Raw genomic sequence first — 26618 nt, 5'->3', positions numbered from 1 at the left:
ACAAAATAAATTTTTTAATTGGTTGGATGGATAGCAAACCGGCGTAACCGGAAAGCCAATGCAATATTCATGACACCAAATAATGCTGCATAAACACCAATTACCCAAGTTAATGCTATACCGCCCTGCACTGGATCAATTAACAGAATAATACCCACCAAAACCGATAAGATACCGGCAATAATCATCCACCATTCACCCTGAATAGTCTTGCGTAAACGTATTGCAGTTATAATTTGGAATATACCGGATATCAAAGCCCAAGCAGCAATAAATGTAATTAAAACCAGCCAGGTAATTCCCGGAACAAAAAATGTCAGGATACCGGCCAGAATACTTACAATACCCCAAATCAGCATTAACCACCAATCCTGATGACTTTTTCGACCATTAATAGAAATGATTACGCCCATTACACCATCTATTAAAGCATAAACACCGAAGAATATAACCATGACCATTATAGTTATGAATGGATAGAACCACGTTAGCAATCCAAAAATCAATGCAGCAATCCCACGTAAAAGTACTATCCACCAATTTTTTGAAAGTAAATTAGCTAACGGACTGCGAAATGTAAAATTATTCACAATATTTCCTTTAATTAAATGTCCATTTCTAAATGATAAAATATTAATGGATAAGATATCAATAAACGATTGCTATTGATAACGCTTATTTTTATATAACAGCCAGCCATCATGATGACGATGCTTTGGATCATGATGTGTCCAATGGACTAATCCGCCACGGTTGTTACTGATATACTCACCTGAAAAGCCAACTGTGTCTTCACGCTGCAAATCATTCAGCCTCGGCGCTATATCAATATTATGCACTATTAAAACAGTACTATCTGTGCCTGTACGCAGTATAAAACGCTGATGACGACTGCCTTTATTATCATCAGGTAATGTTTTAATAACTTTACCTTCTCCATATACCTGTACTTTATCAAGATTTTCTTTTTGAGCTTGCTCAATCGACACACTTTCCTTTGGATTACTTGCAACAGGTGCAGCAGTAAAACTATGTCGCATAGATTTAAAAGAATTAATTACCTGTTCCTGTGCCTGACTTTTTGGCCGCTCGTCTGTTGTGCTTTGCAACCACAACCATAATCCCAGTGCCACAATAACCAGTAAAATAACTTTCTTCATAAGTAAAAATTTTGATGTGCAGTTAGTAACAATTTAATTCATCATACAAAATGTAATCAGTGATAGCAAAATTAATGTTGATATAAATAAAAAATCAGGCTATCCGGAAATCCGGATAGCCTGATTCTAATAAAAACTATAATAATTTATTTTTTATAAGCTAATGCTGCTTTAATAAAGGCTGTAAACAAAGGATGGCCATTTTTTGGTGTTGAAGTAAACTCAGGATGAAACTGGCAAGCGAAAAACCAAGGGTGATTCGGTAATTCAATTGTTTCAACCAAATGCTCATGCCCGGTAGATACACCACCAATAACCAAACCAGCCTGTTCTAACTGTGGCACATAATAGTTATTAACTTCATAACGATGACGATGACGCTCGCGAATCAACTCATTACCATAAATGTTTCTCGCCAATGAGCCGTCAGCCAGTTTAACTTCTTGTGCGCCTAAACGCATCGTACCGCCAAGATTAGTATTAATATCGCGCTTTTCAATCTGCCCGTCTCTATCCTGCCACTCACTAATCAAAGCAACAACAGGATGCTGGGTTTTCAGATCAAATTCAGTTGAATTGGCTCCATCCAGATTAGCCACATCACGTGCATATTCAATCAGCGCGATTTGCATGCCCAGACAGATACCCAGATAAGGAATTTGCTTTTCACGCGCATAACGAACAGCAGCGATTTTTCCTTCAACACCACGCGTACCGAAACCACCGGGAACCAGTATGGCATCCATATCTTCTAAGCAGGCCGTTCCTTCTGTTTCCAGAGCTTCACTATCTATATAATGAATATCTACTTCAGTTTCGGTCTGAATACCGGCATGCTTTAAAGCTTCCGACAAAGATTTATATGATTCAGTTAAATCGACATATTTGCCGACCATGGCAATTTTTACTTTGTGTTTCGGATGCTGTACTAAATAAACAATCTTATTCCATGCAGTCAGATCGGCCTGCTGAACATTCAGTTGCAGCTGCTCACAGATAATATTGTCAATACCCTGATCATGAAGCATTGCCGGCACTTCATAAATGCTATTAACATCATAACAGCTTATAACCGCACGCTCTTCAACATTACAGAACAAAGCGATCTTACGTTTTTCTTCTTCCGGCATCGGCCGGTCCATACGGCAGATAAGCACATCCGGCTGAATGCCGATTTCACGTAATTCTTTAACGGAATGCTGAGTCGGTTTGGTTTTTATCTCACCTGCGGCCGCAATATACGGTACATAGGAAAGATGAACAAAAAGGGTATTGGTTCGTCCCTGCTGGCTGCGCATTTGTCTGATGGCTTCCAGAAAAGGCAAAGACTCAATATCACCTACCGTACCCCCGATTTCGACAATCGCCACATCGAAACCGGCAGCACCTTCATGAATTTTGCGTTTGATTTCATCAGTAATGTGGGGAATAACCTGAACAGTGCCCCCCAGATAATCACCACGGCGTTCTTTATGAATTACACTTTCATACACCTGGCCGGATGTAAAATTATTACGCTTTTGCATCGTAGCATCAATAAAGCGCTCGTAATGCCCGAGATCCAGATCTGTTTCAGCACCATCATCAGTAACAAATACTTCCCCATGCTGAAAAGGACTCATTGTACCCGGATCAACATTAATATACGGATCCAGTTTGAGCATGGTTACTTTTAAACCACGGGATTCTAAAATAGCAGCAGTAGACGCAGCGGCAATGCCTTTACCCAGTGAAGAGACCACACCGCCAGTTACAAAAATAAACTTGGTCATGACAATCAGCAGGAAATTGAATTAAGCATTTTAGCCGAAAATAGCATGAAATGAAAGATACTGCCCAGTCGCATAAAGAGTAAGAATATTATCTCCAGATTGGCGCAATAATCACGGTTGTGGCATAATTAATCACCGTAACCGCTAAATTTTTATTATGTTGCAATCTGGACATATTTTCATTGTTTCCGCCGCTTCCGGAACAGGCAAAACCACTCTGGTTTCACGTCTGAGTGCCTGTCAGCCTGATATCCGTATTTCTATCTCCCACACCACCAGAATGCCGCGAGATGGAGAGCAGAATGGCATTCATTACCATTTTGTCAGCCGTGATGAATTTGAGCAAATGATTGCTGCCAATGCTTTCATAGAACATGCAAATGTCTATGGTAATTATTATGGCACCAGTTTAAAAGCTGTTGAGTCATTATCAAAACAGGGCTATAACGTTATTCTGGAAATAGATGTGCAGGGTGCTGAACAGATCCGCCGTTTATTACCGGAAGCCACCAGCATTTTTATTCTGCCTCCGTCAATGGCTGAACTGAACGAACGTCTGCGAAACAGAGGCACGGATAGTGAAGATGTAATAGCCTACCGGCTGGAAAAATCACGTGAAGAAATAGAGCAAAGCCTTTTATTCGATTTTGTGATTGTTAATGAAGAGATTACACAGGCAGAAAATGACCTGCTGGCGATTATTCGCTCGGTTGGCTTGCGTGCCAAAGCACAAAGCCAGACTATTATACAAATTTTATCTGAAAAATAATTTATTTACCTTTTATTACTTATCCTGATATCAGGAATGGAACTCAGATTATGGCTCGTATCACTGTAGAAGATTGTATCGGACGTATTCCGAATCATTTTGACCTGACCATGATAGCTGCCTTGCGCGCCCGTCAGCTTGCCAACGGCGCTACTGCACTGGTCGAAGAAGATCATGATAAACCGACTGTCATTGCCTTGCGCGAAATTGCCGGCGGACAAATCGGAACAGAATTACTTAACCAGCAAAAATAATACAGGCAAACAGCCATGTACCCCCCCAGCGTGCCTTATAAACCACCAGTAAATCAATGGCGGGATAATCTTTTCGCACATACAGAATATCTGAATAAACAGGAACGCTGGAAATTGCTGGAACAGGCATGCGCCTATATATATTCTCTTGCAGACAAAACTGGCAAAACTGCATTACTGAAACGCAGTTTTGCCATTACTACATCTCTTGCCCAAAATCTGCACAGAGTACAAGCTCTTGCTGCCGTTTTAATCAAAATTGCTTTTGAAGATTTAGGTACTTCAGATTCTCATCTTCCAAGTCATGCATTAGGACAGGTGGGGATGAAAATTTTAAACGAAATTAATACCTCAGCATATACCGATATTGCTTCACAACTCAAATGCTGCGAGCAGCAAATAGAGAACAGCTATCATGCCATTATTAACGAGGCACAGAATAAATTATTGCACACCGCTTCTTACCTCGGAAAAGATGATCTGCAATTACTTGGCAAAGCCTGTGAATTCGGTGCAACTGCACATCAGGGACAGTTTCGCAATAGTGGTCTGCCCTATATTACCCACCCCATAGCGGTGGCGACACAACTGGCTGAATGGCATGTAGACATTCAGGCTTTATGCGCTGGTGTATTACACGACGTACTGGAAGATACCGGTACCACCAAAGAAGAAATTATTGCCGTATTCGGAGAAACCATAGCCAATATGGTTGACGGTCTATCGAAACTGGAAAAACTGGAATATAACAGCCAGCAGGAAGCACAGGCTGAAAGTTTCCGCAAGCTTATTATGGCAATGACACAGGACGTACGGGTGATCATTGTCAAGCTGTCAGACCGGCTGCACAATATGCGCACGCTGTCAGCAAAAAAACCAGCCAGCCGAAGACGTATTGCTCAGGAAACTATGGAAATCTATGCGCAGCTGGCTAATCGCATCGGATTAAACCATGTTTACCGCGAATTACAGGACCTGGCATTCAAGCATTTGTATCCGCATCGCTATGAAGTACTCGCCAAAGCTATTCAGTCATCCCGGCGTAACCGGCGTGACGTGGTAGGAAAAGTACTGCGCGCATTCAGTCAGCGTCTGGTTAGTGCCAATATCGAGGCACAGGTAAGAGGCCGGGAAAAAAATCTTTATAGCATATATGAAAAAATGCGCCAGAAAAATCTCCATTTTGCCGACGTAATGGATATATATGCATTCAGAGTTATCGTTAATAATATACCAGCCTGCTATACTGCTCTAGGTGTATTGCATAATCTTTACAAGCCCAAGCCGGGAAGAATTAAAGATTATATTGCCATCCCTAAAAATAATGGTTACCAAAGTCTGCACACCATACTGGTAGGTCCGTATGGTCTGCCAATTGAAGTACAGATTCGTACACATGAAATGGATACCATTGCCGAACGGGGTATAGCCAGTTACTGGATGCACAAAGATGGTGAGCAGAATAGCTTTGATCAGGCTCAGATGCGTACTAATCAATGGCTGCAAAGCATACTTGATATTCAGGCGCATAGTGCCAATGCCATTGAATTCTTTGAACATGTAAAAACCGATCTGTTTCCAAACGAGGTATACGTTTTCACTCCCAAAGGCAAAATCATTACCTTACCGGAAGGTGCAACACCGGTGGATTTTGCTTATGCAGTCCACACTGGTATTGGTAATCGCACTGTTTCAGCACGTATTAATCACAATCTTATGCCATTACGCACCCGACTGCACACTGGTGATACAGTAGAAATCATTACCTCCAGCAATGGTCATCCTACCCCGGCATGGCTTGATTTTGCCGTTTCCAGCCATGCACGCAGTGCCATTCGCAGCCAGATTAAAAAAATGAATCGCTCAGATGCTATCCGTCTGGGTGAGAAATTATTACAAAAAGCACTCTCCAACCTGTTACCGGAAAACGTTTTACTTTCAGACAGCCTGAAAGATAAATATCTGGCCGATTTACAACAGAAAAATACTTCCTTTGAAAATATCCTGTGCGAAGTTGGTATGGGATTGTTGCAACCGGTTTCCATAGCTATGCACATCGCAGAGCTGGCCGGAGAACACTTTAACAACACCATTAAACTGGCACCCATTAATCTTACCGGCAATGAATCTACCCATATTCATCTGGCCAAATGCTGCCACCCTATTCCCGGTGATACTATTAAAGCCTTATTAATCAAAGATCAGGGAATCATTATTCATCGTGACACTTGCAATACCATTCTGAAAACAGATCCTGAACTTCAGCTTGATGCTAACTGGGATATTATGCAGGCAAGCAACTATCAAACAACACTGTGTCTGAATGCAATCGACAGTCATGGCTTACTGGCCACTATTGCTCAGGCTATTTCCTCCAATGGCGGAGATATCAAGTCGGTTGAAACAACATCGAAAAAACTTGAAGGCATTGAGGGATTTATCGAATTTCGCTTTGTTTTACAGGTAAAAGATCTAGACCAGCTGAACCAGATTACACGAGATCTGCACTCTGTACCTCAGATTCGCCGCGTAAACCGCGTCTGAACAATCTTTCCTGATAAATATTCATATATATCCGTTAAATATCATCTTGACGAACCATATTTAATCAGACATAATTCTGCCTTATTTTTAAAATAAACCTATGTCTGTTATTCCTTTGTTTATTACAGATATAGCCATTATTTACACCTTAGGAGGTGATGTTGTAAACGGTTATGCGGTACCGTAAACACCGCCCTAGCCCTAAGTGGCAATATTTAAATATTTAGCTGATTAATATAGTAATCAGCATCAGAACTCATTTATTCAGGAAAAAACATGCCTTCTGTACGTGTAAAAGAAAATGAACCTTTTGAAGTTGCGATGCGTCGCTTTAAACGCTCTGTTGAAAAAACCGGTCTGATGACCGAACTGCGTGCTCGTGAAGCTTACGAAAAACCAACTACTGAACGTAAACGTAAAAAAGCAGCAGCCGTAAAACGTTTACAGAAACGCTTGCGCAGCCAGCAATTGCCACCAAAATTCTATTAATTGGTAGCTCCGGTTTATCATTTTCTGGTAACCGGAAATAAATACAATTGAAAACAATACCGCAGGCTATTGCTTGCGGTATTTGCATTTTACAGAAATAACTATCTGAAGCACCGCAATTTTAGCAGTATCATACTAAACTAATTTAATTTTTATTTATTGCGAGCATTATTATGAGCCTGAAACAACAACTGCAAGAAGATATGAAAACTGCCTTGCGCAATCATGATTCAGCTACCCTGTCTACCATTCGAATGGCGCTGGCTGCAATAAAACAGATCGAAGTAGATGAACGAATCGAAGTAGACGATACACGCTTCACGGCCATTATTAGCAAAATGGTTAAACAGCGCAAAGAGTCTGTACGCATGTATACCGAGGCTGGCAGAACCGATCTAGCAGAAAAAGAACAGTCAGAAATCGATCTGCTGCAGAATTATCTGCCCAAAATGCTCGACGAAGCTGAAATTGACGCTGCAATTAAAGAAGCCATAACCAGCACAGGCGCTGCGCAGCCAAGTGATATGGGTAAAGTTATGGGTGTACTGAAAAAAACACTGGCCGGTAAAGCTGACATGAGTGAAGTCAGCAAAAAAATCAAACAGCTTTTGAACTAAAAGTTTTCTGCATTAACCATAACAGCAGATCAGAAAGACCGTTTTCCAATCTTTCATATTGAAGATAGCAGGCATAGTTGGCATGATTCCCAGTGAATTTATTGACGAATTATTAAATAAAATTGATGTCGTCGATGTAATTGAAGAGTTTGTACCGTTAAAAAAAAGCGGTGCCAACTACATGGCCTGCTGCCCTTTTCACAAAGAAAAATCTCCTTCTTTTTCTGTCAGCCCCAGCAAACAGTTTTATCATTGCTTTGGCTGCGGCGTACATGGTTCAGCCATTGGCTTTATCATGGAATATCAAGGATTAAGCTTTCAGGAAGCTGTGCAATTTCTGGCCGACCGGATCGGAATGACCGTACCCAGACAGATCGGCAACAACAACTCACAGGTACATAAAGCTCTTAAACAGCAACAGCAGACACTGGAACAAACCACAGCTGATGCCGCCACCTTTTACCAGCAACAACTTAAAACCTCGCCAAATGCTCAGAATTACTTACAGCAGCGCGGGCTGAGCGATGAAATCATTCTTCATTATGGTTTGGGCTATGCACCTGATGACTGGCAGGCACTGGCAAAGGTATTCCAGCCCTATCCAAGCAATGCACTGGTAAACAGCGGTATGGTCATCACCAAAGACGACCGCCATTACGACCGTTTCCGTAACCGTATTATGTTTCCAATCCGCAGCAGCCGCGGTCAGATTATCGGGTTTGGTGCGCGCATTCTGGATTCAGGCGAACCTAAATATCTTAATTCACCTGAAACTCCCTTGTTTGATAAAGGGCATAATCTGTATGGCCTGTATGAAGCACGTGCTGCCATTAAAGAAGCACAGCGTGTACTGGTAGTAGAAGGTTATATGGACGTAGTTGCCCTGGCACAGTTTGGTCTGGGCTATGCAGTAGCCGCACTCGGTACAGCCACCACCGCCGAACATGTGCGCTTACTGATGCGGCAAAGCGATCATATCTATTTTTGCTTTGACGGCGACAGTGCTGGTAAAAAAGCAGCCTGGCGGGCTTTAGAAAATGCCTTACCGCAGTTAAAAGACGACAAAATTTTACACTTTCTGTTCTTACCGGCCGAACACGATCCTGACAGTTATGTACGCAGCTATGGATTAAAACCATTTGAAGATGCATTACTCAATCAGAGTCTGCCGCTATCAGCTTATTTCTGGCAGGTACTGACAGAAAATATTGATATGGATACACAGGAAGGCAAAGCGGAGCTGATTAAAACCGCCAGTCCTTTACTGGCGCAAATCAAAGCACCGGCACTTTCTTTTCTGCTGCGTCAGGAACTTAGCCGAAAAGTAGGTATTGATGAACACAATCTGGCACAACTGCTCGGGCAGGAACTACCCAGACCTCAGACTATCAGACAGAAAAGTTATCAATTACCCCGCAACACTTTCCGGCAACCGCCAGTCATGTCATTAGTGCAAAAGCAGATACGCGCGCTATTGATAAATCCGCAATGGGCCGTATATATAGAACTACCAGAATATCTGGACCTGCACGGCGATTATGCATGCCTCGCCGCGCTGGCTGAACGTATTCAAGCCTCCGTTACCCCGTTAAACAGTGGTGCCGTGCTGGAACTGATGCGTAATACTGAATTTGAACCCGTTATCTGGCAGATTATTCATGATTATATGGACTCACCGGATGTCATGCAGCCAGGCAATGAAGATGACTGCACCACATTCAGACAGGGTATGCAAAAATTACTGGACAACCTTAAAACACAGCAGATTGATGCGTTGAAGCGCAAACTCCAGCATGAGCGACTAAGTGCCGACGAAAAACAGTTACTACTGCTACTTTTAAGTCCGTCCAAAATGCCGTCAGTATAAACCGGCGGTTATTGTAAACGCTTGCAGCGACAAAGTCGTTGTGAATACATCGAGTAAAATATGGCAAACTCCACACCTAAGAAATCCACTATTGATACCAGTCAGGAACAGGATGATACTCGCCCGTTAACCGCAGAAGAACAGCGTGCCCGCCTGCGCCAGCTGATTATTCAGGGTAAAGAGCGTGGTTATATTACCTACGCCGAAATCAATGATGCCCTGCCCGACGAAATGTCTGACGCCGATCAGATTGACAACATTGTATCGATGATCTCCGGTCTGGGTATTCAGGTTACAGAAGAAGCTCCTGATGCTGAAAGTCTGCTCATGGGCGACAACACCGCCAACATGACCGATGACGATGCAGTAGCAGAAGCAGAAGCAGCACTATCCAATGCCGACAACGAATTCGGACGCACCACCGATCCGGTACGCATGTACATGCGTGAAATGGGACAGGTAGATCTGCTGACCCGTGAAGATGAAATCATCATCGCCAAAAAAATCGAAAATGCCCTGCGTAACATGATTCAGGCCATTTCCGCATGTCCGGGATCAGTAGCAGAAATACTTGCTCTGATTGATGCCGTGCGCAAAGATGAAATCAAAGTAGACGAAATAGTCGAAGCCATTGTCGACCCGCATGAAGAGCTGCTGGATGAACTGGGCATTGGTCTGGATACCAAAAACGAAGACACCGAAATTACTGATGACAGTGATGACAGTGTAGACGTTGATGATGAAGAAAATGATGAAGAGAGTGCAGCACTGGCCGCTTCAGCCAACCTTGAAGAACTGCGCCAGAAAACACTCGAACATTTCGATGGTATTCAAAGTCTGTACGATACCATGGTTGCCACCTTACAGGAAAAAGGCAGTCACCATGCCGATTACCTGAAATTACAGCAGGAAATTGCCGAACAACTGCTACAGGTGCGTTTCGCTACCCGTCAGATTGAAAGCCTGTGCGACAATCTGCGTATGCGCGTTAATCAGGTAAGACAGCTTGAACGCGAGATTCGCGATATTGCCCTGAACCGCGTCCACATGGAACGCGACTATTTTATTAAAAGCTTTACCAATCGTACTACCGACCTGGGCTGGGTAGATGAAGAACTCTCCCTGAACCGCGTATGGAATGAAGCATTGCGCCGTTTTCAGTATGCCATTATCGAAAAACAGACCGAACTGGCCAATCTGGAGCAGTCTGCCCAGATCTCACTGGATGAGCTTAAACAGATTAACAAGAACATGGTGAAAAGCGAGCAGGAAACTGCCGCAGCCAAACAGGAAATGATTCAGGCCAACCTGCGTCTGGTGATTTCCATTGCCAAAAAATACACCAACCGCGGTCTGCAATTTCTCGACCTGATTCAGGAAGGTAACATCGGCCTGATGAAAGCCGTAGACAAATTTGAATATCGCCGCGGCTATAAATTTTCCACCTATGCCACATGGTGGATTCGTCAGGCGATTACCCGCTCTATCGCCGATCAGGCGCGTACCATCCGTATTCCGGTACATATGATTGAGACCATCAACAAAATGAACCGCATCTCCCGCCAGTATCTGCAGGAAAACGGCGAAGAAGCTGATTCTGCCAAACTGGCTGAACTGATGGAAATGCCGGAAGACAAAATCCGCAAAATCATGAAAATTGCTAAAGAGCCTATTTCAATGGAAACTCCGATTGGTGACGATGATGATTCTCATCTGGGCGACTTTATCGAAGACGCCAACAACGTCGCACCGGCAGATGCAGCCATGTATTCCAGTCTGCGCGAAGTTACCAAAGATGTACTCGAAAGCCTGACTCCGCGCGAAGCCAAGGTACTGCGCATGCGCTTCGGTATCGATATGAATACCGATCACACTCTTGAGGAAGTGGGTAAACAGTTTGATGTTACCCGTGAGCGCATCCGTCAGATTGAAGCAAAAGCCCTGCGCAAACTGCGCCACCCTACCCGCTCTGACCGACTGAAAAGCTTTCTTGATAGTGACGAAAACAAACAATAAACATTTTTTAGTTTAAAACCAGAATCATCCGCCAGGAGCGGATGATTTTTTATGTAAAACCTTGCAATACCCATCCGTATTGGTTACAATACGCAGCTTACGGGTCTGTAGCTCAGGGGTTAGAGCAGGGGACTCATAATCCCTTGGTCGTGGGTTCGAACCCCACTGGACCCACCAGATAACCCATAAAATCCTGTATCAGAAAACAGAGTTTTTATCAAAAAAGCCGCTTTTAGCGGCTTTTTTATTGCTTATTAAAATAATCTGCATAAATAATAAATACTATAATTTTTATTATACAGGCACAAATTTTCATTCAATACTCACTGAAAACACACTTTGTAAAAACCCTGAGCTAAAAATTATATTTATAATATTCTGCAAACAATATTTTAAACTATAGCTACTAAATAATTATTTAATTATGCTTTTTATCATCTGTATAGCTGAATGTATTTCAGGCCGGATGATACATTTACATTAAAACAGTAACTTTCATTTAACATTTAATTATCATAAAAAAGCCGTTGGTTAATTATTCTGTATAACAGTCTCATTTCTCAGTATTTAGCTTTGGCAAATGAACTAATCATATTTTAAAAATATGCATAAAAATAATAAATATTAGAATAAAATCCTTTTTACATGCATATAGTTGCACAATTAATACACTTATTTCTGATTTTTATATTTTTTTTAATTATCCATAAATCTCACGTCAGTACTGGCTTTAAAACCGGTAATATTAGTTAATCATAAAACACAAAAACTAATAAATAACAAAAACTTTTATTAACATTTATAATCCTACCCGTAACATCCAGCGTTATCATTCTGGAAAATATTAGTTTATGAAATATAAAACCTGCTTCTTTACACATCAGAATATCATATAGCATATTTGCTTTGTATTTTTATGAAAACACTTATTTTTCTAAAATATTTTAATCAACTTTCCGGAACTGCTATCTGCTAATGTTGTTATCATAAAGTTAACCTTATTTAAATAGGATATAACATATCTTCTATAATTATTTTGTATAGGATTATTTTTATTTGTTAATTAGCAATTAACGTGCAAATAAAACAAATTTGTAAATTTATAGCTATTGTATATTTTTAAATACCTGCATAATCAAGGAAAACTGATGAATAACATTTATAAATCCAAATGGAGTGAAGCAACACAGACATGGGTAGCCTGCTCGGAGCTGGTACGTGGTAAAACTAAAAATAACTGTGTCAAAATCGCTGCAACTATTGCCCTTGCTTTAACCAGTTTAGGCTCATATGCTGCTGATACTCCCTGTGACATTAACGCAGGAAATAGTGTTGTAGCTTCAGGAACTACATGTTCTTTACCAGACGGAACAAAATATACTGAAATTTCTGGATCAGGCGCCACTTTAGACGGTGGAAGTATTGAAGCCATAGGGAGTGCCGGGAGTAAAACCAAAAAAACAATTGGCTTAGATGGGCAATCAGAACTTCATGCTACAAATGTAATAACTACAAGTAGAGTTTCAAAACCGAATAACAATGCTTTAGCTATTACAGGCAACTCAACAGTAAGAATTGATAATGATCTGACCGCAACTAGTAAGGGGAGCGCTGCAGATATAATTTCGAATTCTGATAGATCTGAATTAAGCGTTGGACACAATATAACAATTAAAGACGATAATAGTGCGGGTTTTTATACTGGTATAAAAAATCATGATAATAGTAAAATACTTGCTAAAAATGGAAAAATTGAAATAACTTCAGAAAATGACAATAATGGACGCTCAATAGAAAATGACAATAGTATTATTGAAGCCGGCAGTATATCTATAACTCAAGGGAGTAAGAATTACGCAATTTATCAAACTGCAACAGAAGATAACGAAGAAAACTCATATATAAAGATTACCAATGATTTAACAATTAACTCCGGAAGTATTCCTGAGGGAAATTCAACAGTTACAATCGAAGGCGGATCTATAGAAGTCGGAGGTAAAACTAACATTACAACTCATGTTGATACATCAGAAGATATCGAAGACCCTAAAAAAATCTCTGCTATTTCTATTACAAACGGAAAATATACAGCTAAAGGTGGAGCTAATATTAACATTAAAGATAATGATGAAGGAAACTTTAAAGATGCTGCAGGAGTCATCATTGGAAACAAAGGAACTTTTGAAAATAGTGGTACTCTAACGGTAAATGATGGTGCCAATACTGTAATTGCTACTGATTTAGAATCAGGTGAAGAAGCAACTTTTACAAACAACGCAGGCGGGACTACAACGAGTCGTCACGCTGATACAATTGTTCATAATTCATCTGGAATATTAACAGTAAACAATGATGGGAAATTAATTTCTGAATCTGATAAAGATTCAGTTTTAAAAAATAATAAAAATGGTGAGATTGTTGTTAACAATAATAATGCCAGCTCTGTTATTAATGGTAATATTACTAATACTAAGGATGGTAATATTACTTTGGATAACAAGGGTACTGTTAATAGTACTATTACCAATCAGAATACTGGTGCTATTAAAATTACCAATGACAATACCCTTGTTGGTTCTATCACCAATACCGGTTATAAAGTAAATAAAAATGATCCTGATAATATCTGGATTGATAACAATAAAAATTTAAACGGCAATATTGATAATGATGGCAATGGTAGCATTGTTGTTAAAAATAATACAGCCAGCTCTGTTATAAACGGTAATATTACTAATACTAAGGATGGTAATATTACTCTGGATAACAAGGGTACCTTTGACGGCTATATCAAAAATAAAGGTACAGGCGGGATCTCTTTAAACAATAAAAATACCGTTAGCGGCTATATCGAAAATAATGGTACAGGCGGGATATCCTTGACCAATAACGGTACCATTAATGGCTCTATCACCAATACCGGTTCTAAAGTAAATAAAAATGATCCTGATAATATCTGGATTGATAACAATAAAAATTTAAACAGCACTATTGAAAATCGCGATGGTAGTATTGTTGTTAACAACAATGAAGAAGGCTCTTCTTTTACCGGCGATATTTATAATAACACTGGTGAGATTACTGTTAACAACAATGCAAAAACTTCTACTATTAAGGGTGATATTACTAATATAAACGGTAGGGTTAATATCGAAAACAGCGGTGAGGCTAATTACTCTAAAATTACTAATTCCGGTGGTCATCTTAACATTGATAATATGCATGAAGGCGATTTTCAAGGTAACATTGATAATGATGCAACCGGTACCGGCTTCATTAATATTACCAATAGTGGAAATACCTTTAACGGCACTATTACCAATCAGAATACTGGTACTATTAGTATTACTAATGACAAAACCTTTAACAGCACTATCACCAATACCGGTGATAAAGGTACTGGCGACTATAATATTAAGATCACCAACAATAAGGAGTTAACTAGCTCTATCGAAAATAAGGGAACAGGCAGTATCTATATTGGCAATACCAAAGATACCGGCCGTATAACCGGTAATATTACTAATAACAATACCGGTACTATCATCTTAAACAATGATGGTAAGATAGCCAGCGATATTCTTAATGGAGCCGCTGGTGCTATCAATATTACCAATAACGGTACCCTTGACGGCTCTATCACAAATACTGGTGATATTACTAATACTGGTGCTGCTAATATCACCATTACGAATCAGGATGAAGCTGTATTAAACAGCAATATTAATAATGATGGTTCCGGATCCATTATATTTACTAACAATGGTGATGTAGATGCTAATGTAGTTAATAATAATCCCAGTGTAAGGATTAACGATACTAGTCTGAGACAAATTCAGAATACTGGTAATGGCAAAATTACTATTATCAATAATAAAACTTTGAACAGACCAATCAGCAATACTAGTGGTGGTATTATTGATATAACCAATAACAGTAGTATGGAAACGGATATAACCAATAATACTGAAAGCAGTGAAGGCGGAATTACATTTAAAAATAAACAGGAATTCAAAGGTAAGCTGATTAACGCTAACTCAGGATCTATTTCTGCCACAAATACCGGAACCTTTACCGGCGTGACAACAAATTCCGGTTCGGGGATATTAGATCTGGATAATCAGGGTATCTGGAACAATACCGGAAACTCTGTATTAACAAAGCTGGAAAACAAAACTGGGACAATTATATTTCCGCAAGTATCTGAAGTTAATGCCGGAGACAAAGACCAGTACCATACTATCACTGTTAATGGTAACTATACCGGTGGCGGTTTGATGCGTGTTAATACTGTATGGAATAAGGATGGCACTTCTTATAGCGACCGCGTTGATATTCATGGCGATGTAGACGGTGCCGCTACAACAGTGCAAACATTAAACGGTATCTATGGCGATGTGACCCTGAAAGAGATACCTATTCATTCTGCAGTTGTGGTGCATGTAGCCGGTAAGAGTAGCGGCAATGATTTTACCGGTTCCGCTCCGACTACCAATGCCGGTGAAGCTCAGCTTAAAAAAATAGATACTACTTCAGGGACAGATTATGCATGGACATTAACTGCACAAAATAAAACACCTGAACCGACTAATCCTGGTGTGTCTGGACCTACTGATCCTAATGTGTCCGGACCTACTGCTCCTGATAAGCCTATTTTGCCAGCACCACCTATAACAGAAGTACCAATTTATGCAGAACCGGTTTCCGGTTATGTGCAGATGCCTACAGCAGATATGGAACTTGGCTTTACCACGATTGGTACATTACATGAGCGGCGCGGGGAAAACCAGACTTACAATATCACAGGCTCGAATAATACTGCTCTTGGTGGTGATCAGCAGCAGACATGGGGCAGAGTTCTGGTTAAACATCTGGATAAAGATGGTAAAAAACGTCTGGATACCGCTGGTAATCAATCTGTATTACAGATTGGTCATGATTTTATTCTGGATGAAAATGAGAAAACCGGAACACGGCGGCATATTGGTGGCTATGTAGCTTATGGCCATAATGAAAATGATTTCCGCGATGAGTACCGTGCTAAGAATGGTTATATTGTTGATGACCACTACACAGGTAAAGGCCGTACCGATGCAGTAAGTGTTGGCGGTTATGGTACCTTCTACGGCAATAATGGCGGTTATGTAGATCTTGTTGGCCAGGTAACTTATTTGCGCAATAAATACAATGCCCGTTCGAACGAATCTGTACATCAAAACGGCTGGGGCGCAGCTTTATCAGCTGAAACAGGTAAATCATTTATTGTTTATGGAAATAACTGGTTTGTAGAGCCGCAGGCTCAGCTGGTATACCAGTATCTATCTCTGGATGATTTTAATGACAGAATCCGCCATGTTGACCAGCATGATCCGTCTGCACTGCGCGGTCGTGTAGGTATGCGTTTCGGCTATAATGGTGATACCCGTGATAATCTGCCGTCATCCTCTTTCTATGGTATCGCGAATATCTGGCATGATTTCGTTAATCCGAAATCAGTTGATATTGGTCGTGACAGTCTGAAAGAAGAGTATGCGAAAACCTGGGGCGAACTCGGTCTGGGTATTCAGTTGCCAATCACCCGTCAAAGTGATTTCTACAGCGATATCCGTTACGAGAAAAACTTTGGCAGTGATAAACGCAAAGGCTTTAAAGGTACTATGGGTTATAAATATACCTGGTTATAATGCATTATCCGGCAGTAGCCATATGGTTACTGCTGCTTTCTGCAGGGCACAGCATTTAATGCTGTGCCCTGTTTCCGTTTAAATATTCTTTGGTTTTCTTTTCAGCAAAACAGGCTTGACATTCAACTTAGGTGAAGGTTTAAGCTGTTCTTTTTCTTCATAAGAATCATTATGCACAGAAGAGACTTCCTCAGATATTCGGCCATGGTAAGCGCCGCAGCTACGCTACCGCTTTCTGCTTATGCTCTGAATACTCTGGATTTACCGGTACTGGCTATTCCGCCATTATTAGATACCGGTAAAGATAACAGGATTCAGCTCACTATTCAGCAGGGCACCAGCCGTTTTGGCAATTATCAGACGCAGACATGGGGCTATAATGGTGCTTTGCTTGGTCCTGCTATACGTATTTACCGGGGCAAACCGGTACAGATAAAACTGCAAAACCAATTAACTGAAGCCACAACAGTACACTGGCATGGTCTGGAAGTACCGGGTGAAGCAGATGGCGGACCTCAGGCCTGTATACCAGCCGGACAAGCACGAGTAATTGAATTTACCTCAAGCCAGCCTGCTGCAACATGTTGGTTTCATCCGCACCAGCATGGGCAGACCGGCCGTCAGGTGGCAATGGGGCTGGCAGGTTTGCTGTTGCTGGAAGATACTGTCAGTACTGGGCTGCCTATCCCCAAAAACTGGGGATTAGATGATATTCCTCTGATCGTACAGGATAAAAAATTTAATACAGCCGGACAAATTGATTATCAGCTTGATGTTATGAGTGCTGCCATAGGCTGGTTTGGAGATACTCTGCTGTGTAATGGTCAGATATATCCTCAGCATAACGCGCCGCGTGGCTGGTTGCGATTACGTCTGCTTAATGGCTGTAATGCCAGAACACTGAATTTTGCCTGTAGTGATGGCCGCCCTTTATATGTTATTGCCAGTGACGGTGGCTTTCTGCCTCAGCCGGTAACGGTGTCCAGCCTGTCGGTATTGCCCGGTGAACGTTTTGAAGTAATGGTTGACACCAGTAACGGTAAAGCATTTGATTTGCTTACTTTACCGGTAAAACAGATGGGCATGAATCTGCCGCCTTTTGATCAGCCCTGCCCGATAGTTCGTGTGTCTGTACTTTCTTCGCGTAATGATGCATCTTTACCCGATCAGCTTACCAGCTCTCTGCCTGTATTACCGGCTCTGTCTCAGCTTGTACACCGCCATTTTCAGCTGTCTATGGATCCTGAGCTGGACAGTATGGGTATGCAGGCTTTACAGCAACTGGCAGGAAAATCAGCTATGCCAATGGAGCATATGTCTATGCATCAGTCTCATATGGAAATGATGCATAATATGCACACGGATAAAAACGCATTAGATTTAATGCATGCCAACATGATTAACGGACAGACTTTTGATATGAATAAGCCGGCATTTGCCGCCAGTAAAGGGAAATATGAGTGCTGGGAAATATCCGGTTTAGGCGATATGATGCTGCACCCGTTTCATATTCATGGTACTCAGTTTCGCATTCTTAATGAAAACGGACAATCGCCTGCTGCTCATCGCTCAGGCTGGAAAGATACGGTACGGGTAGAAGGTGGTGTAAGTAAAGTATTGGTTAAATTCAACCACAGTGCGCCAGCCAGTTTTCCTTACATGGCTCATTGCCACATACTGGAACATGAAGATACGGGGATGATGCTGGGGTTTACTGTCTGAATATACGCTCGTTATAAGTTGAATTTTTTCAGATATTTAAAAACTGAAGCTAATAATACTTATGGATTAATAAAACGTTAAATTAGCTGCGCCAATAAATATTTTTCCATAAGCCGAATTAGCATAAACAATGAAATTCTGGCATGAAAATATATAATTTTTTCAAAAATATTCCATAAGTGTCATCGTATCAGGTCTGTAAATATCCCGATAAAAATATAAACCACTCAAAACGATTGGTTTTGAGTGGTTTCTTATGTCAGTTATTAATTAGCTGCACTGGTACGAATCAAATAATCAAAAGCACTTAATGCCGCTTTAGCACCTTCACCGGCAGCAATAATAATCTGCTTATAAGGTACGTTTGTACAGTCACCGGCGGCAAAAACACCCGGCACACTGGTTTTACCAAAAGCATCAATTGCAATCTCGTGCATTGGCTCAGTTAAGTCTACTGTACCTTGCAAAAATCCGGTATTTGGTAATAAACCAATCTGAACAAAAATACCTTCCAATGCCAGATGATGTTCTGTATTGCTTACCCGGTCCAGATAGTTCAGGCCATTAACTTTGCCATTTTCGCCGGTTACCTCGGTAGTCTGAGCGTTCATAATAATCTGAACATTAGGCAGACTATGCAATTTTTGCTGTAATACTTCATCAGCACGCATTTTGTCGGAAAATTCCAGCAAAGTAACATGTTTAACAACGCCAGCCAGATCAATGGCAGCTTCTGCACCGGAATTACCACCACCAATTACGGCTACATCTTTGCCTTTAAATAACGGGCCATCACAATGCGGACAATAAGTCACACCTTTCGTACGGTATTCCTGCTCACCGGGCACATTCATTGAGCGCCAGTGTGCACCTGTAGACAGAATAACTGTACGCGATTTTAAAACAGCACCACTTTCTGTATGTACCTCAATCAGTCCGCCTGTAGTTTTAGCCGGTACCAGCGCACTGACTCTTTGCAAATTCATAATATCGACATCATAACTGCGTACGTGGCTTTCCAAATCATGGGCAAAACGCGGACCGTCGGTACGTAAAACAGATATATAATTTTCAATATCCAGCGTGTCCAGAACCTGACCACCAAAACGTTCGGCCACAATACCGGTACGAATACCTTTACGTGCTGCATAAACAGCGGCAGCAGCACCGGCAGGTCCCCCGCCCACAATCAGCACGTCAAACGGTGCTTTTGCATTCAGTTCATCAACTGCCGCACTGGCAGCATTGCTGTCCAGTTTAGCAACAATTTCTGCCAGTTCCATTCTGCCCTGACCAAATGGTTCACCATTCAGAAAAACTGCCGGCACACCCATAATCTGTTTTGCTTCAATTTCTTCCTGAAACAATGCTCCGTCAATAGCTGTATGGCTGATATTCGGATTGAGAATAGACATCAGATTCAATGCCTGTATAACATCCGGACAATTGTGACAGGTAATAGAATAATAAGTTTCGAAGTGATAACTACCCTGCAAATTTTTAATTTGTTGCTGTAATGATTCTGCTTCTTTAGATGGATGACCGCCCACCTGCAATAAAGCCAGTACCAGTGAACTGAATTCATGCCCCATCGGATTACCGGCAAAAACCAGTCCTGTATGAGTACCAGGATTAGTGATCTCAAAAGATGGCTTACGTTCAGACTGACCATCAGTACGCAGACTGACTTTATCGCTTAACGCCTCTACTTCCTGTAACAGTGCCAGCATGTCGCGAGCACCTTTACTTTCGTCCAGCGTAGCAATAATTTCAACCGGTCTGGTTACATATTCAAGATAAGCTTTTAGTTGGTTTTTCAAAGTGTCGTCTAACATTTTACTGCTCCATTACATTAATAAAAATAAACTATAGATATTCTGTTTTTGATAGCCTGTATTTTTGTTTTAGTAAAAAGCCCGGATACCGCAGCCGGTATTCGGGCTGAATGACTGTTTATTTAACAGTAAGTTTCTGATGTGTGTATTTAAGTGTGTTAGATTTTACCAACCAGTTCCAGAGAAGGAGCCAGAGTTTTTTCGCCTTCTTTCCATTTAGCAGGACAAACTTCACCCGGATGAGAAGCAACATATTGTGCAGCTTTAACTTTACGTACCAGATCTGAAGCTTCACGACCGATACCTTCAGCAGTTACTTCCACACACTGGATAATACCCTGCGGGTCAACCAGGAATGTAGCACGGTCGGCAGAACCCTGACCTTCACGCAATACACCAAAATTTGTTGCCAGGGTAGCATTGCGGTCACCCAGCATAAAGTATTTAATTTTGGCAATTGTTTCAGAAGCATCGTGCCATGCTTTATGAGTAAAATGAGTATCAGTAGAAACAGAGTAAACTTCTACGCCCAGTTTCTGCAATTCTTCATAGTGGTCAGCCAGATCACCTAATTCAGTAGGACAAACAAAAGTAAAATCTGCCGGATAGAAAAAGAATACAGACCATTTACCTTTTACGTCAGCATCACTGATGTCTACAAATTTACCATTATGAAAGGCAGTGGTATTGAACGGTTTGATTTCAGTGTTAACATTAGCAACCATGAAATATCTCCTTGAATGTACAGGTTGAATTAATCGATGGATGTATAGTACACAAATTTACTCAATAAATATAATCAAATGATTTTATGTAATCGATAGTTTTTATTTTTCATAAAAAACAATGTATTATATTTTCAGGATTATAAAAATAACTTACAAACCAGATAAATACACTAAATTCATATATAAAAACTATTATAAACAGCCATTAGCTGTATGGGAGTTACTCTGCCAAAATCTAAAATTGCTGTAACTAAACCGGTCACAGCTTGTATGCTGCACATTACTGATATTTGCCCTGTGCATTTATCAAGATTAATATACAGATTATCATAAAAAAGAAGTCAAATTAAGATTGATACCGGCAAAAAATTTTTTCACTTTTTAGTTTCAGTTTAATTCTGCTACTGAATATTTGCAGGTGATGTATGGTATGAAAACGCATATTCTGCAATTGATAATATTTACACTGGTACTCATATGGTCTGCTTATCAGCCGCATGACTACCCTACCTGGTGGCTTGAAGTTTTTCCGGCATTGCTGGGATTGATACTTCTTGTATTCACCTATTCCCGTTTTCGTTTCAGTCAGCTTATGTACTGGGTAGTTTTAATTCATGCAGTTATTTTACTGATTGGCGGACATTACACTTATGCCGAAGAGCCGGTATTTAATTATCTACGCGGTGTATTTGGCTGGTCACGTAATAATTACGATAAGCTTGGACATTTTTTTCAAGGTTTTTCACCAGCTATTATAGCCAGTGAATTACTATGGAGATTACGAATTGTACGCTACCATGGCTGGGTGATATTTTTGAGTGGTTGTGTCTGCATGACGATTAGCGCCATATACGAATTGTTTGAGTGGCTGGTAGCAATACTGAGTAATCAGGAAGCTGTCACTTTTCTTGGCACACAGGGCGATGTATGGGATACACAGAAAGATATGCTTTGGTGTCTGATAGGTTGCAGCACCATGCTTATCTATCTTTATTTTAGTAAACGGCACTTACGGAGACCATCACGTTAAAAACGCAGGTAGTTACCATTACAAGTAAAAATCAGATCGGATCCAACTGACAACAGCAAAGTATCTGATTAGTCTTGCATGGCAGCTTTGACTAAAGCTGCCATCTCTTAACGCTCAGGTAATCAGGCGGAAACAGATTGTGTTTTTTCCAGTTTGATTTTCAATTCTTTGATATCTTCTTCAAATATCATAATTACGCCCAGATAGGCCATACCAAACATCATAGCCGTAATGAATGAACTGGCAATTGCCATGGTATTCATCCATACCAACCCTACAGCAAATACCAGAAAACACAAAGCAAATATAACATTAAAATAGAACTTTACTCTTTTAAATTTTTGCTCTTTGTGTGCAAGCTGTACACTTAGTTCATTACTGTTTGTTGCAAATTCAGCAGTTTGGTTCATGTGTTCAAACTCCAGTAAATGTAAAGCTAATGAATATTATTGTAATGTCAAATTACAAAACATGGCTATTTTAACCGGTATTACACTTGTAATGAAGTACTATTTTAACAATTGGATATAAGAGAATAACCCAGAAAAAATTCTGTTAACACCTATTTAATGAGATATACATTTGCAAAATTATCAATTTATTTATATGACATATTGTAAATATTTTTAATTTATAACTAATATTCAAATATATATATAGTTTTAAAACTGCATAGCCTCAAAAATTTTATTTACTGTCTGTTCAGATTACGGCTAATTTTTCATCTAATTTATATATACTTATTAGCTATAAGAAATGATTTATTTGTTACACTTTATTAAGTATAAATTGAATAAAATGTTATCAGTATGAATCTTAAAAAATCAAAAGGGCTGAAACCATCAGTCAGTTTCAGCCCTGTTTATCAATAAACAAATTACTTCTTATTTGCTAAGAAGATATTCTATTAATAACAATCGTTATTTAACTATCTTCAAACCTTTTTTCGCACCAGATTTATTACTGTCGTCTGCAGGTAAACTCTCTGGCACAGAAGGCTGGCTTTCAGATAGGGTGTTATCCTCGCCTGCTGTCGGGTGTTCACTGTTTTCAGTAAGAGGTTCTACATCAAACCCCATGCCGTCACCAGTTTCTCTGGCAAAAAGACTGATTACATGGCCAACCGGAATCCATATATCATGGGAAACGCCACCAAAACGGGCAGAAAAACTAACCCATTCATTATCTATATTCAGATTATGTGCGGCTACAGGCCCGATATTAAGCACAATTTCATTGTCTTTTACATACTGAAGCGGTACCTGAGTTTTATCATTTACCCATACTGCAATATGCGGTGTATAACCACTATCCAGCGCCCAATCATACAGTGCTCGCAGAATATACGGTTTGGTGTTCAGCTTGCTCATTGTCCTCCCCTTTGTCAGGATAATTTAACGACGCATCGCTTTCTCGGCAGGTGTTAAGGCATCAATAAACGCTTCACGCTGAAAAATACGTTCCGCATATTTAAGCAATGGCGCAGCTGATTTTGGCAGCTTAATATCATAGTGATCCAGACGCCACAAAAGCGGAGCCAGCGCCACATCAATCATGGAGAAATCATCGCCGATAATATATTTGTTTTTAGTAAATGCAGGAGCCAGCATTGTTAAGCCCTGAGTAATGGCTTCGCGGGCTTTGTTCATTTCCTTATTACTTGATTCAGGATTTTCCAGTACCAGTACATGACTGAACAGTTCTTTTTCCAGACGATATAAAACAAGACGACCACGACCACGCATAATCGGGTCTGCCGGCATTAGCTGCGGATGCGGAAAACGCTCATCAATATATTCATTAATAATATTGGATTCATACAAAATCAAGTCACGTTCAACCAGAACAGGAACCTGATTATAGGGATTCATCACAGCCAGATCTTCCGGCTTATTGAAAACGTCTACATCTTTAATTTCAAAATCCATGCCTTTTTCATAAAGCACAAAGCTGCAACGCTGACTAAACGGGCAAGTGATACCCGCATATAATGTCATCATAATTAGTTTCCCAGAATTACTGTATAATCAATACAGTGTGGTGTTTAAAAATAATTCAATTATAGACAAATGACTCTATTTTTACCAGAAAAATAGCTTAAGTTTATGTTTATTAAAATTTTTATTATATAAATTACCACCAATCACACAAAATTCATTTAAGCCGGATTAGGCTCGTCAAAAAACTGCTGAGTAATCCCGAATTCACTGGCTAATGCACGAGCAAGTGCCTGAATACCATATCTTTCGGTAGCATGATGCCCTGCCGCGATGAATACCACTCCGCATTCCTGCGCCAGATGGTATTGCGGTTCGGATATTTCACCTGTAATAAATGCATCAACCCCGGCATCAATAGCCTGCTGAAAAAAACTCTGGCCGCCGCCGGTACACCAGGCCAGCCTGCGTACTGGTTGTTGTTTATCGGCACATAGCAATATGGGTTTGTGATTCAGGCCTAGCTCAATCTCCTGAGCCAGCTGTTCTGCAGTTTGCTCATAGGTTAAATCACCGTACTGAATTAAATTCTGTTCACCGCCACAGCCGGTAATCTGCCAGCCTAAATGCTGAGCCAGTTGCACATTATTCCCCCAGCGCGGATGCGCATCCAGCGGTAAATGATAGCCAGCCAGATTAATATTATTGGCTAATAATGTCTGAATACGGCGTTTTTTCCAGCCTGTAATCACAGCCGCTTCATTTTTCCAGAACATACCATGATGAACCAGCAGCATATCTGCCTGCTGCTTTACGGCAAAATCAATAGCAGCCTGACTGGCAGTGACAGCACAAACAATAGTGCTAACTTCATCCCTGCCTTCTATCTGTAACCCATTCGGGCTGAAATCGCGAAACTGAGCAACCGCCAGCTCCTGAGCGCACCAGTCTAAAATTTCTTTTCTGAAAGCCATAAATTTCCTTTAATCGTGCAAGATATAGCAGTCTGCATTGTTAATACATAGCTTTATTCTTATTACAATAAAATCATTATACTAACAAGTACAGGGAGAAAGCTGAAAATGTCTGAATACAGCTGAGTGAATATGAAATTATAAAAAATCATTATCTTTAAATAAAAATATTTATATGCTTTGTGATTAACTAAATAAATGTTATTTTATGTTAATTTTTATTAAAATGATGTAGTATTAAATTTAAAAGCTCGCAGATTTTTGGAATATCAAAATGAAAATATTGCTTTTGTTATTAATTTTAAGTTTAAGCGGATGTCTTAACAGCAACAATGATAGCGAACAGGACAAAATTAAAAAATTGGAGGAACAACGGATAATAACAGACACTACAGAGATTACTGTGCGCATTCCATCAAAAGTATCAGGTAAAAAACTGGAGATTACCCTGCCGCGCTGCATGTTTGGTTTTAGTATAAAAAATAAAATTATTGATGGTATAGTCGAGCAAAAGGCAGCAGCAATTATATTTGCCTTACCTACTTTATCAGGTTTTCCCAATAATGAAGAAGCAATTCATCGATGTCCTGATTTTTCTAAGCCTGTTGTAGGCCTCAGTTTTGCACCGTTATATCGCAATATAAAAGCAGAAAAACTGGAATATGGAAATCATTGGTTCAAACGGGAAAATTACCGATTCCGATTAAAAGAAAAGAAAAATAATCAGGAATTGTATTATATGGGTATTTCAGGAAAACAAACTATGTTTGTTAATAAATCCGAAACCAACCAACAAGATTTAAGAATTGATTTCTGGCCATTTGATGTTAAGGATGAATACAATGCTTTTCCGCATCAAATTGATATTTATTCTGTTTTAGATAAAGAGTTTAGTGTTGCTTACACTGTATATTCCTCGAGATTTCTACATGGGAAATATAAACCACCAGTAAGCCAGAACTATTTTGCTGATGGATTAATTCAAATATATAAGCACAATGAAAGCTTACTTGATCATCCGGAAATTCAACTGGGTTTCATTCAAAATAATAACCGTATTCTGGATTATATCCATCAGCACAGTAAGGTAGTTACAGACCAGAATCATTAAGAATAGCCATATTTAATCTTGCTGATATTTGATTACAGAAAAAACTAAAACTATTAATTTCTCACCATTTAAAATTAATTTTTCAATATATTATTAAGATAAAAAGCTG

At 40.1% G+C, this 26618-nt stretch carries 20 protein-coding genes and 1 tRNA gene; 12 read left to right on the top strand and 9 right to left on the bottom strand.

From position 1 onward, the window contains the following. Positions 1–14: 14 nt before the first annotated feature. The 3 genes from H3T75_RS02395 to H3T75_RS02385 all read right to left on the bottom strand — a co-directional run bounded on the left by H3T75_RS02395 (position 15) and on the right by H3T75_RS02385 (position 2932). A complete protein-coding gene (locus tag H3T75_RS02395; RefSeq protein WP_198208952.1) occupies positions 15–590 on the bottom strand; it encodes an HdeD family acid-resistance protein in 576 nt (191 codons plus the stop codon). A gap of 72 nt (positions 591–662) precedes the next feature. Further along, on the bottom strand, positions 663–1160 hold the full coding sequence (locus H3T75_RS02390; RefSeq protein WP_198189962.1) for a DUF3465 domain-containing protein: 498 nt from the start codon (positions 1158–1160) through the stop codon (positions 663–665). A 146-nt stretch (positions 1161–1306) separates the two neighbouring features. Continuing rightward, a complete protein-coding gene (locus H3T75_RS02385; protein WP_041880419.1) occupies positions 1307–2932 on the bottom strand; it encodes a CTP synthase in 1626 nt (541 codons plus the stop codon). Positions 2933–3089: 157 nt separating this feature from the next. On the opposite strand from H3T75_RS02385, the gene gmk reads away from it, so the two are divergent. From gmk to cueO, 10 genes are all read left to right on the top strand, one after another. Beyond that, positions 3090–3701, top strand: coding sequence for a guanylate kinase (gene gmk / locus H3T75_RS02380; protein WP_198210907.1), 612 nt, complete (start codon positions 3090–3092; stop codon positions 3699–3701). 50 nt (positions 3702–3751) lie between these two features. After that, positions 3752–3955 (top strand): DNA-directed RNA polymerase subunit omega, encoded by a 204-nt coding sequence (gene rpoZ / locus H3T75_RS02375; RefSeq protein WP_025331049.1) that lies wholly within the window; start codon positions 3752–3754, stop codon positions 3953–3955. Between the two features lie 15 nt (positions 3956–3970). Further along, positions 3971–6499: a bifunctional (p)ppGpp synthetase/guanosine-3',5'-bis(diphosphate) 3'-pyrophosphohydrolase gene (locus H3T75_RS02370; RefSeq protein WP_198210906.1), complete on the top strand. Its 2529-nt coding sequence runs from the start codon at positions 3971–3973 to the stop codon at positions 6497–6499. 276 nt (positions 6500–6775) lie between these two features. After that, complete coding sequence (gene rpsU, locus H3T75_RS02365; protein ID WP_025331051.1) at positions 6776–6988, top strand: 30S ribosomal protein S21; 213 nt, start codon at positions 6776–6778, stop codon at positions 6986–6988. A gap of 173 nt (positions 6989–7161) precedes the next feature. Further along, on the top strand, positions 7162–7605 hold the full coding sequence (locus H3T75_RS02360; RefSeq protein WP_025331052.1) for a GatB/YqeY domain-containing protein: 444 nt from the start codon (positions 7162–7164) through the stop codon (positions 7603–7605). An 82-nt stretch (positions 7606–7687) separates the two neighbouring features. Beyond that, complete coding sequence (gene dnaG / locus H3T75_RS02355; RefSeq protein ID WP_198210905.1) at positions 7688–9472, top strand: DNA primase; 1785 nt, start codon at positions 7688–7690, stop codon at positions 9470–9472. 60 nt (positions 9473–9532) lie between these two features. Continuing rightward, positions 9533–11488 (top strand): RNA polymerase sigma factor RpoD, encoded by a 1956-nt coding sequence (gene rpoD / locus H3T75_RS02350; protein WP_084547389.1) that lies wholly within the window; start codon positions 9533–9535, stop codon positions 11486–11488. A 101-nt stretch (positions 11489–11589) separates the two neighbouring features. Continuing rightward, positions 11590–11665: transfer RNA gene (locus H3T75_RS02345), tRNA-Ile, on the top strand. A 971-nt stretch (positions 11666–12636) separates the two neighbouring features. Continuing rightward, positions 12637–17172, top strand: a complete 4536-nt coding sequence (locus H3T75_RS02340) for an autotransporter outer membrane beta-barrel domain-containing protein (protein ID WP_198211262.1) — start codon at positions 12637–12639, stop codon at positions 17170–17172. A 171-nt stretch (positions 17173–17343) separates the two neighbouring features. Further along, entirely contained in the window at positions 17344–18894 is a 1551-nt protein-coding gene (gene cueO / locus H3T75_RS02335) for a multicopper oxidase CueO (protein ID WP_198210904.1), read from the top strand. A 266-nt stretch (positions 18895–19160) separates the two neighbouring features. Here the strand turns inward: cueO and ahpF are convergent, their stop codons facing one another. Together ahpF and ahpC are read right to left on the bottom strand one after the other, a co-directional pair. After that, positions 19161–20729 carry an alkyl hydroperoxide reductase subunit F gene (gene ahpF, locus H3T75_RS02330; protein WP_198210903.1) on the bottom strand — a complete coding sequence of 523 codons (1569 nt, stop codon included), beginning with the start codon at positions 20727–20729 and terminating at the stop codon, positions 19161–19163. Positions 20730–20887: 158 nt separating this feature from the next. Continuing rightward, entirely contained in the window at positions 20888–21454 is a 567-nt protein-coding gene (gene ahpC / locus H3T75_RS02325) for an alkyl hydroperoxide reductase subunit C (RefSeq protein ID WP_198210902.1), read from the bottom strand. A gap of 433 nt (positions 21455–21887) precedes the next feature. On the opposite strand from ahpC, the gene H3T75_RS02320 reads away from it, so the two are divergent. Next, positions 21888–22487 carry a DUF2238 domain-containing protein gene (locus tag H3T75_RS02320; RefSeq protein ID WP_198210901.1) on the top strand — a complete coding sequence of 200 codons (600 nt, stop codon included), beginning with the start codon at positions 21888–21890 and terminating at the stop codon, positions 22485–22487. A gap of 122 nt (positions 22488–22609) precedes the next feature. Here H3T75_RS02320 and H3T75_RS02315 read toward each other — a convergent pair whose 3' ends face one another. The 4 genes from H3T75_RS02315 to H3T75_RS02300 form a co-directional block, all read right to left on the bottom strand. After that, complete coding sequence (locus tag H3T75_RS02315; RefSeq protein ID WP_025331060.1) at positions 22610–22897, bottom strand: hypothetical protein; 288 nt, start codon at positions 22895–22897, stop codon at positions 22610–22612. 510 nt (positions 22898–23407) lie between these two features. After that, positions 23408–23857, bottom strand: a complete 450-nt coding sequence (locus tag H3T75_RS02310) for a ClpXP protease specificity-enhancing factor (RefSeq protein WP_198210900.1) — start codon at positions 23855–23857, stop codon at positions 23408–23410. A 24-nt stretch (positions 23858–23881) separates the two neighbouring features. Continuing rightward, positions 23882–24487: a glutathione S-transferase N-terminal domain-containing protein gene (locus H3T75_RS02305; protein WP_025331062.1), complete on the bottom strand. Its 606-nt coding sequence runs from the start codon at positions 24485–24487 to the stop codon at positions 23882–23884. A gap of 158 nt (positions 24488–24645) precedes the next feature. Next, positions 24646–25398, bottom strand: coding sequence for a Nif3-like dinuclear metal center hexameric protein (locus H3T75_RS02300; protein WP_198210899.1), 753 nt, complete (start codon positions 25396–25398; stop codon positions 24646–24648). Between the two features lie 274 nt (positions 25399–25672). On the opposite strand from H3T75_RS02300, the gene H3T75_RS02295 reads away from it, so the two are divergent. Next, positions 25673–26509: a hypothetical protein gene (locus tag H3T75_RS02295; RefSeq protein ID WP_198210898.1), complete on the top strand. Its 837-nt coding sequence runs from the start codon at positions 25673–25675 to the stop codon at positions 26507–26509. Positions 26510–26618 lie beyond the last annotated feature (109 nt).

This window comes from Snodgrassella sp. W8135 (assembly GCF_016101225.1).
In the GTDB taxonomy this organism is placed as follows: Bacteria; Pseudomonadota; Gammaproteobacteria; order Burkholderiales; family Neisseriaceae; genus Snodgrassella; species Snodgrassella alvi.
The sequence above is the reverse complement of the archived record's forward strand: the minus strand, read 5'-3'. Positions and strand labels throughout refer to the sequence as shown.

Bases quoted from the DNA above. Each gene is read 5' to 3' on its own strand.
- H3T75_RS02320 (WP_198210901.1), top strand. From the start codon at position 21,888: ATGAAAACGCATATTCTGCAATTGATAATATTTACACTGGTACTCATA.
- rpsU (WP_025331051.1), top strand. From the start codon at position 6,776: ATGCCTTCTGTACGTGTAAAAGAAAATGAACCTTTTGAAGTTGCGATG.
- H3T75_RS02370 (WP_198210906.1), top strand. From the start codon at position 3,971: ATGTACCCCCCCAGCGTGCCTTATAAACCACCAGTAAATCAATGGCGG.
- ahpC (WP_198210902.1), bottom strand. From the start codon at position 21,454: ATGGTTGCTAATGTTAACACTGAAATCAAACCGTTCAATACCACTGCC.
- H3T75_RS02300 (WP_198210899.1), bottom strand. From the start codon at position 25,398: ATGGCTTTCAGAAAAGAAATTTTAGACTGGTGCGCTCAGGAGCTGGCG.
- H3T75_RS02390 (WP_198189962.1), bottom strand. From the start codon at position 1,160: ATGAAGAAAGTTATTTTACTGGTTATTGTGGCACTGGGATTATGGTTG.
- H3T75_RS02305 (WP_025331062.1), bottom strand. From the start codon at position 24,487: ATGATGACATTATATGCGGGTATCACTTGCCCGTTTAGTCAGCGTTGC.
- rpoZ (WP_025331049.1), top strand. From the start codon at position 3,752: ATGGCTCGTATCACTGTAGAAGATTGTATCGGACGTATTCCGAATCAT.
- cueO (WP_198210904.1), top strand. From the start codon at position 17,344: ATGCACAGAAGAGACTTCCTCAGATATTCGGCCATGGTAAGCGCCGCA.
- H3T75_RS02340 (WP_198211262.1), top strand. From the start codon at position 12,637: ATGAATAACATTTATAAATCCAAATGGAGTGAAGCAACACAGACATGG.
- H3T75_RS02310 (WP_198210900.1), bottom strand. From the start codon at position 23,857: ATGAGCAAGCTGAACACCAAACCGTATATTCTGCGAGCACTGTATGAT.
- ahpF (WP_198210903.1), bottom strand. From the start codon at position 20,729: ATGTTAGACGACACTTTGAAAAACCAACTAAAAGCTTATCTTGAATAT.
- H3T75_RS02295 (WP_198210898.1), top strand. From the start codon at position 25,673: ATGAAAATATTGCTTTTGTTATTAATTTTAAGTTTAAGCGGATGTCTT.
- rpoD (WP_084547389.1), top strand. From the start codon at position 9,533: ATGGCAAACTCCACACCTAAGAAATCCACTATTGATACCAGTCAGGAA.
- H3T75_RS02385 (WP_041880419.1), bottom strand. From the start codon at position 2,932: ATGACCAAGTTTATTTTTGTAACTGGCGGTGTGGTCTCTTCACTGGGT.
- gmk (WP_198210907.1), top strand. From the start codon at position 3,090: ATGTTGCAATCTGGACATATTTTCATTGTTTCCGCCGCTTCCGGAACA.
- dnaG (WP_198210905.1), top strand. From the start codon at position 7,688: ATGATTCCCAGTGAATTTATTGACGAATTATTAAATAAAATTGATGTC.
- H3T75_RS02315 (WP_025331060.1), bottom strand. From the start codon at position 22,897: ATGAACCAAACTGCTGAATTTGCAACAAACAGTAATGAACTAAGTGTA.
- H3T75_RS02360 (WP_025331052.1), top strand. From the start codon at position 7,162: ATGAGCCTGAAACAACAACTGCAAGAAGATATGAAAACTGCCTTGCGC.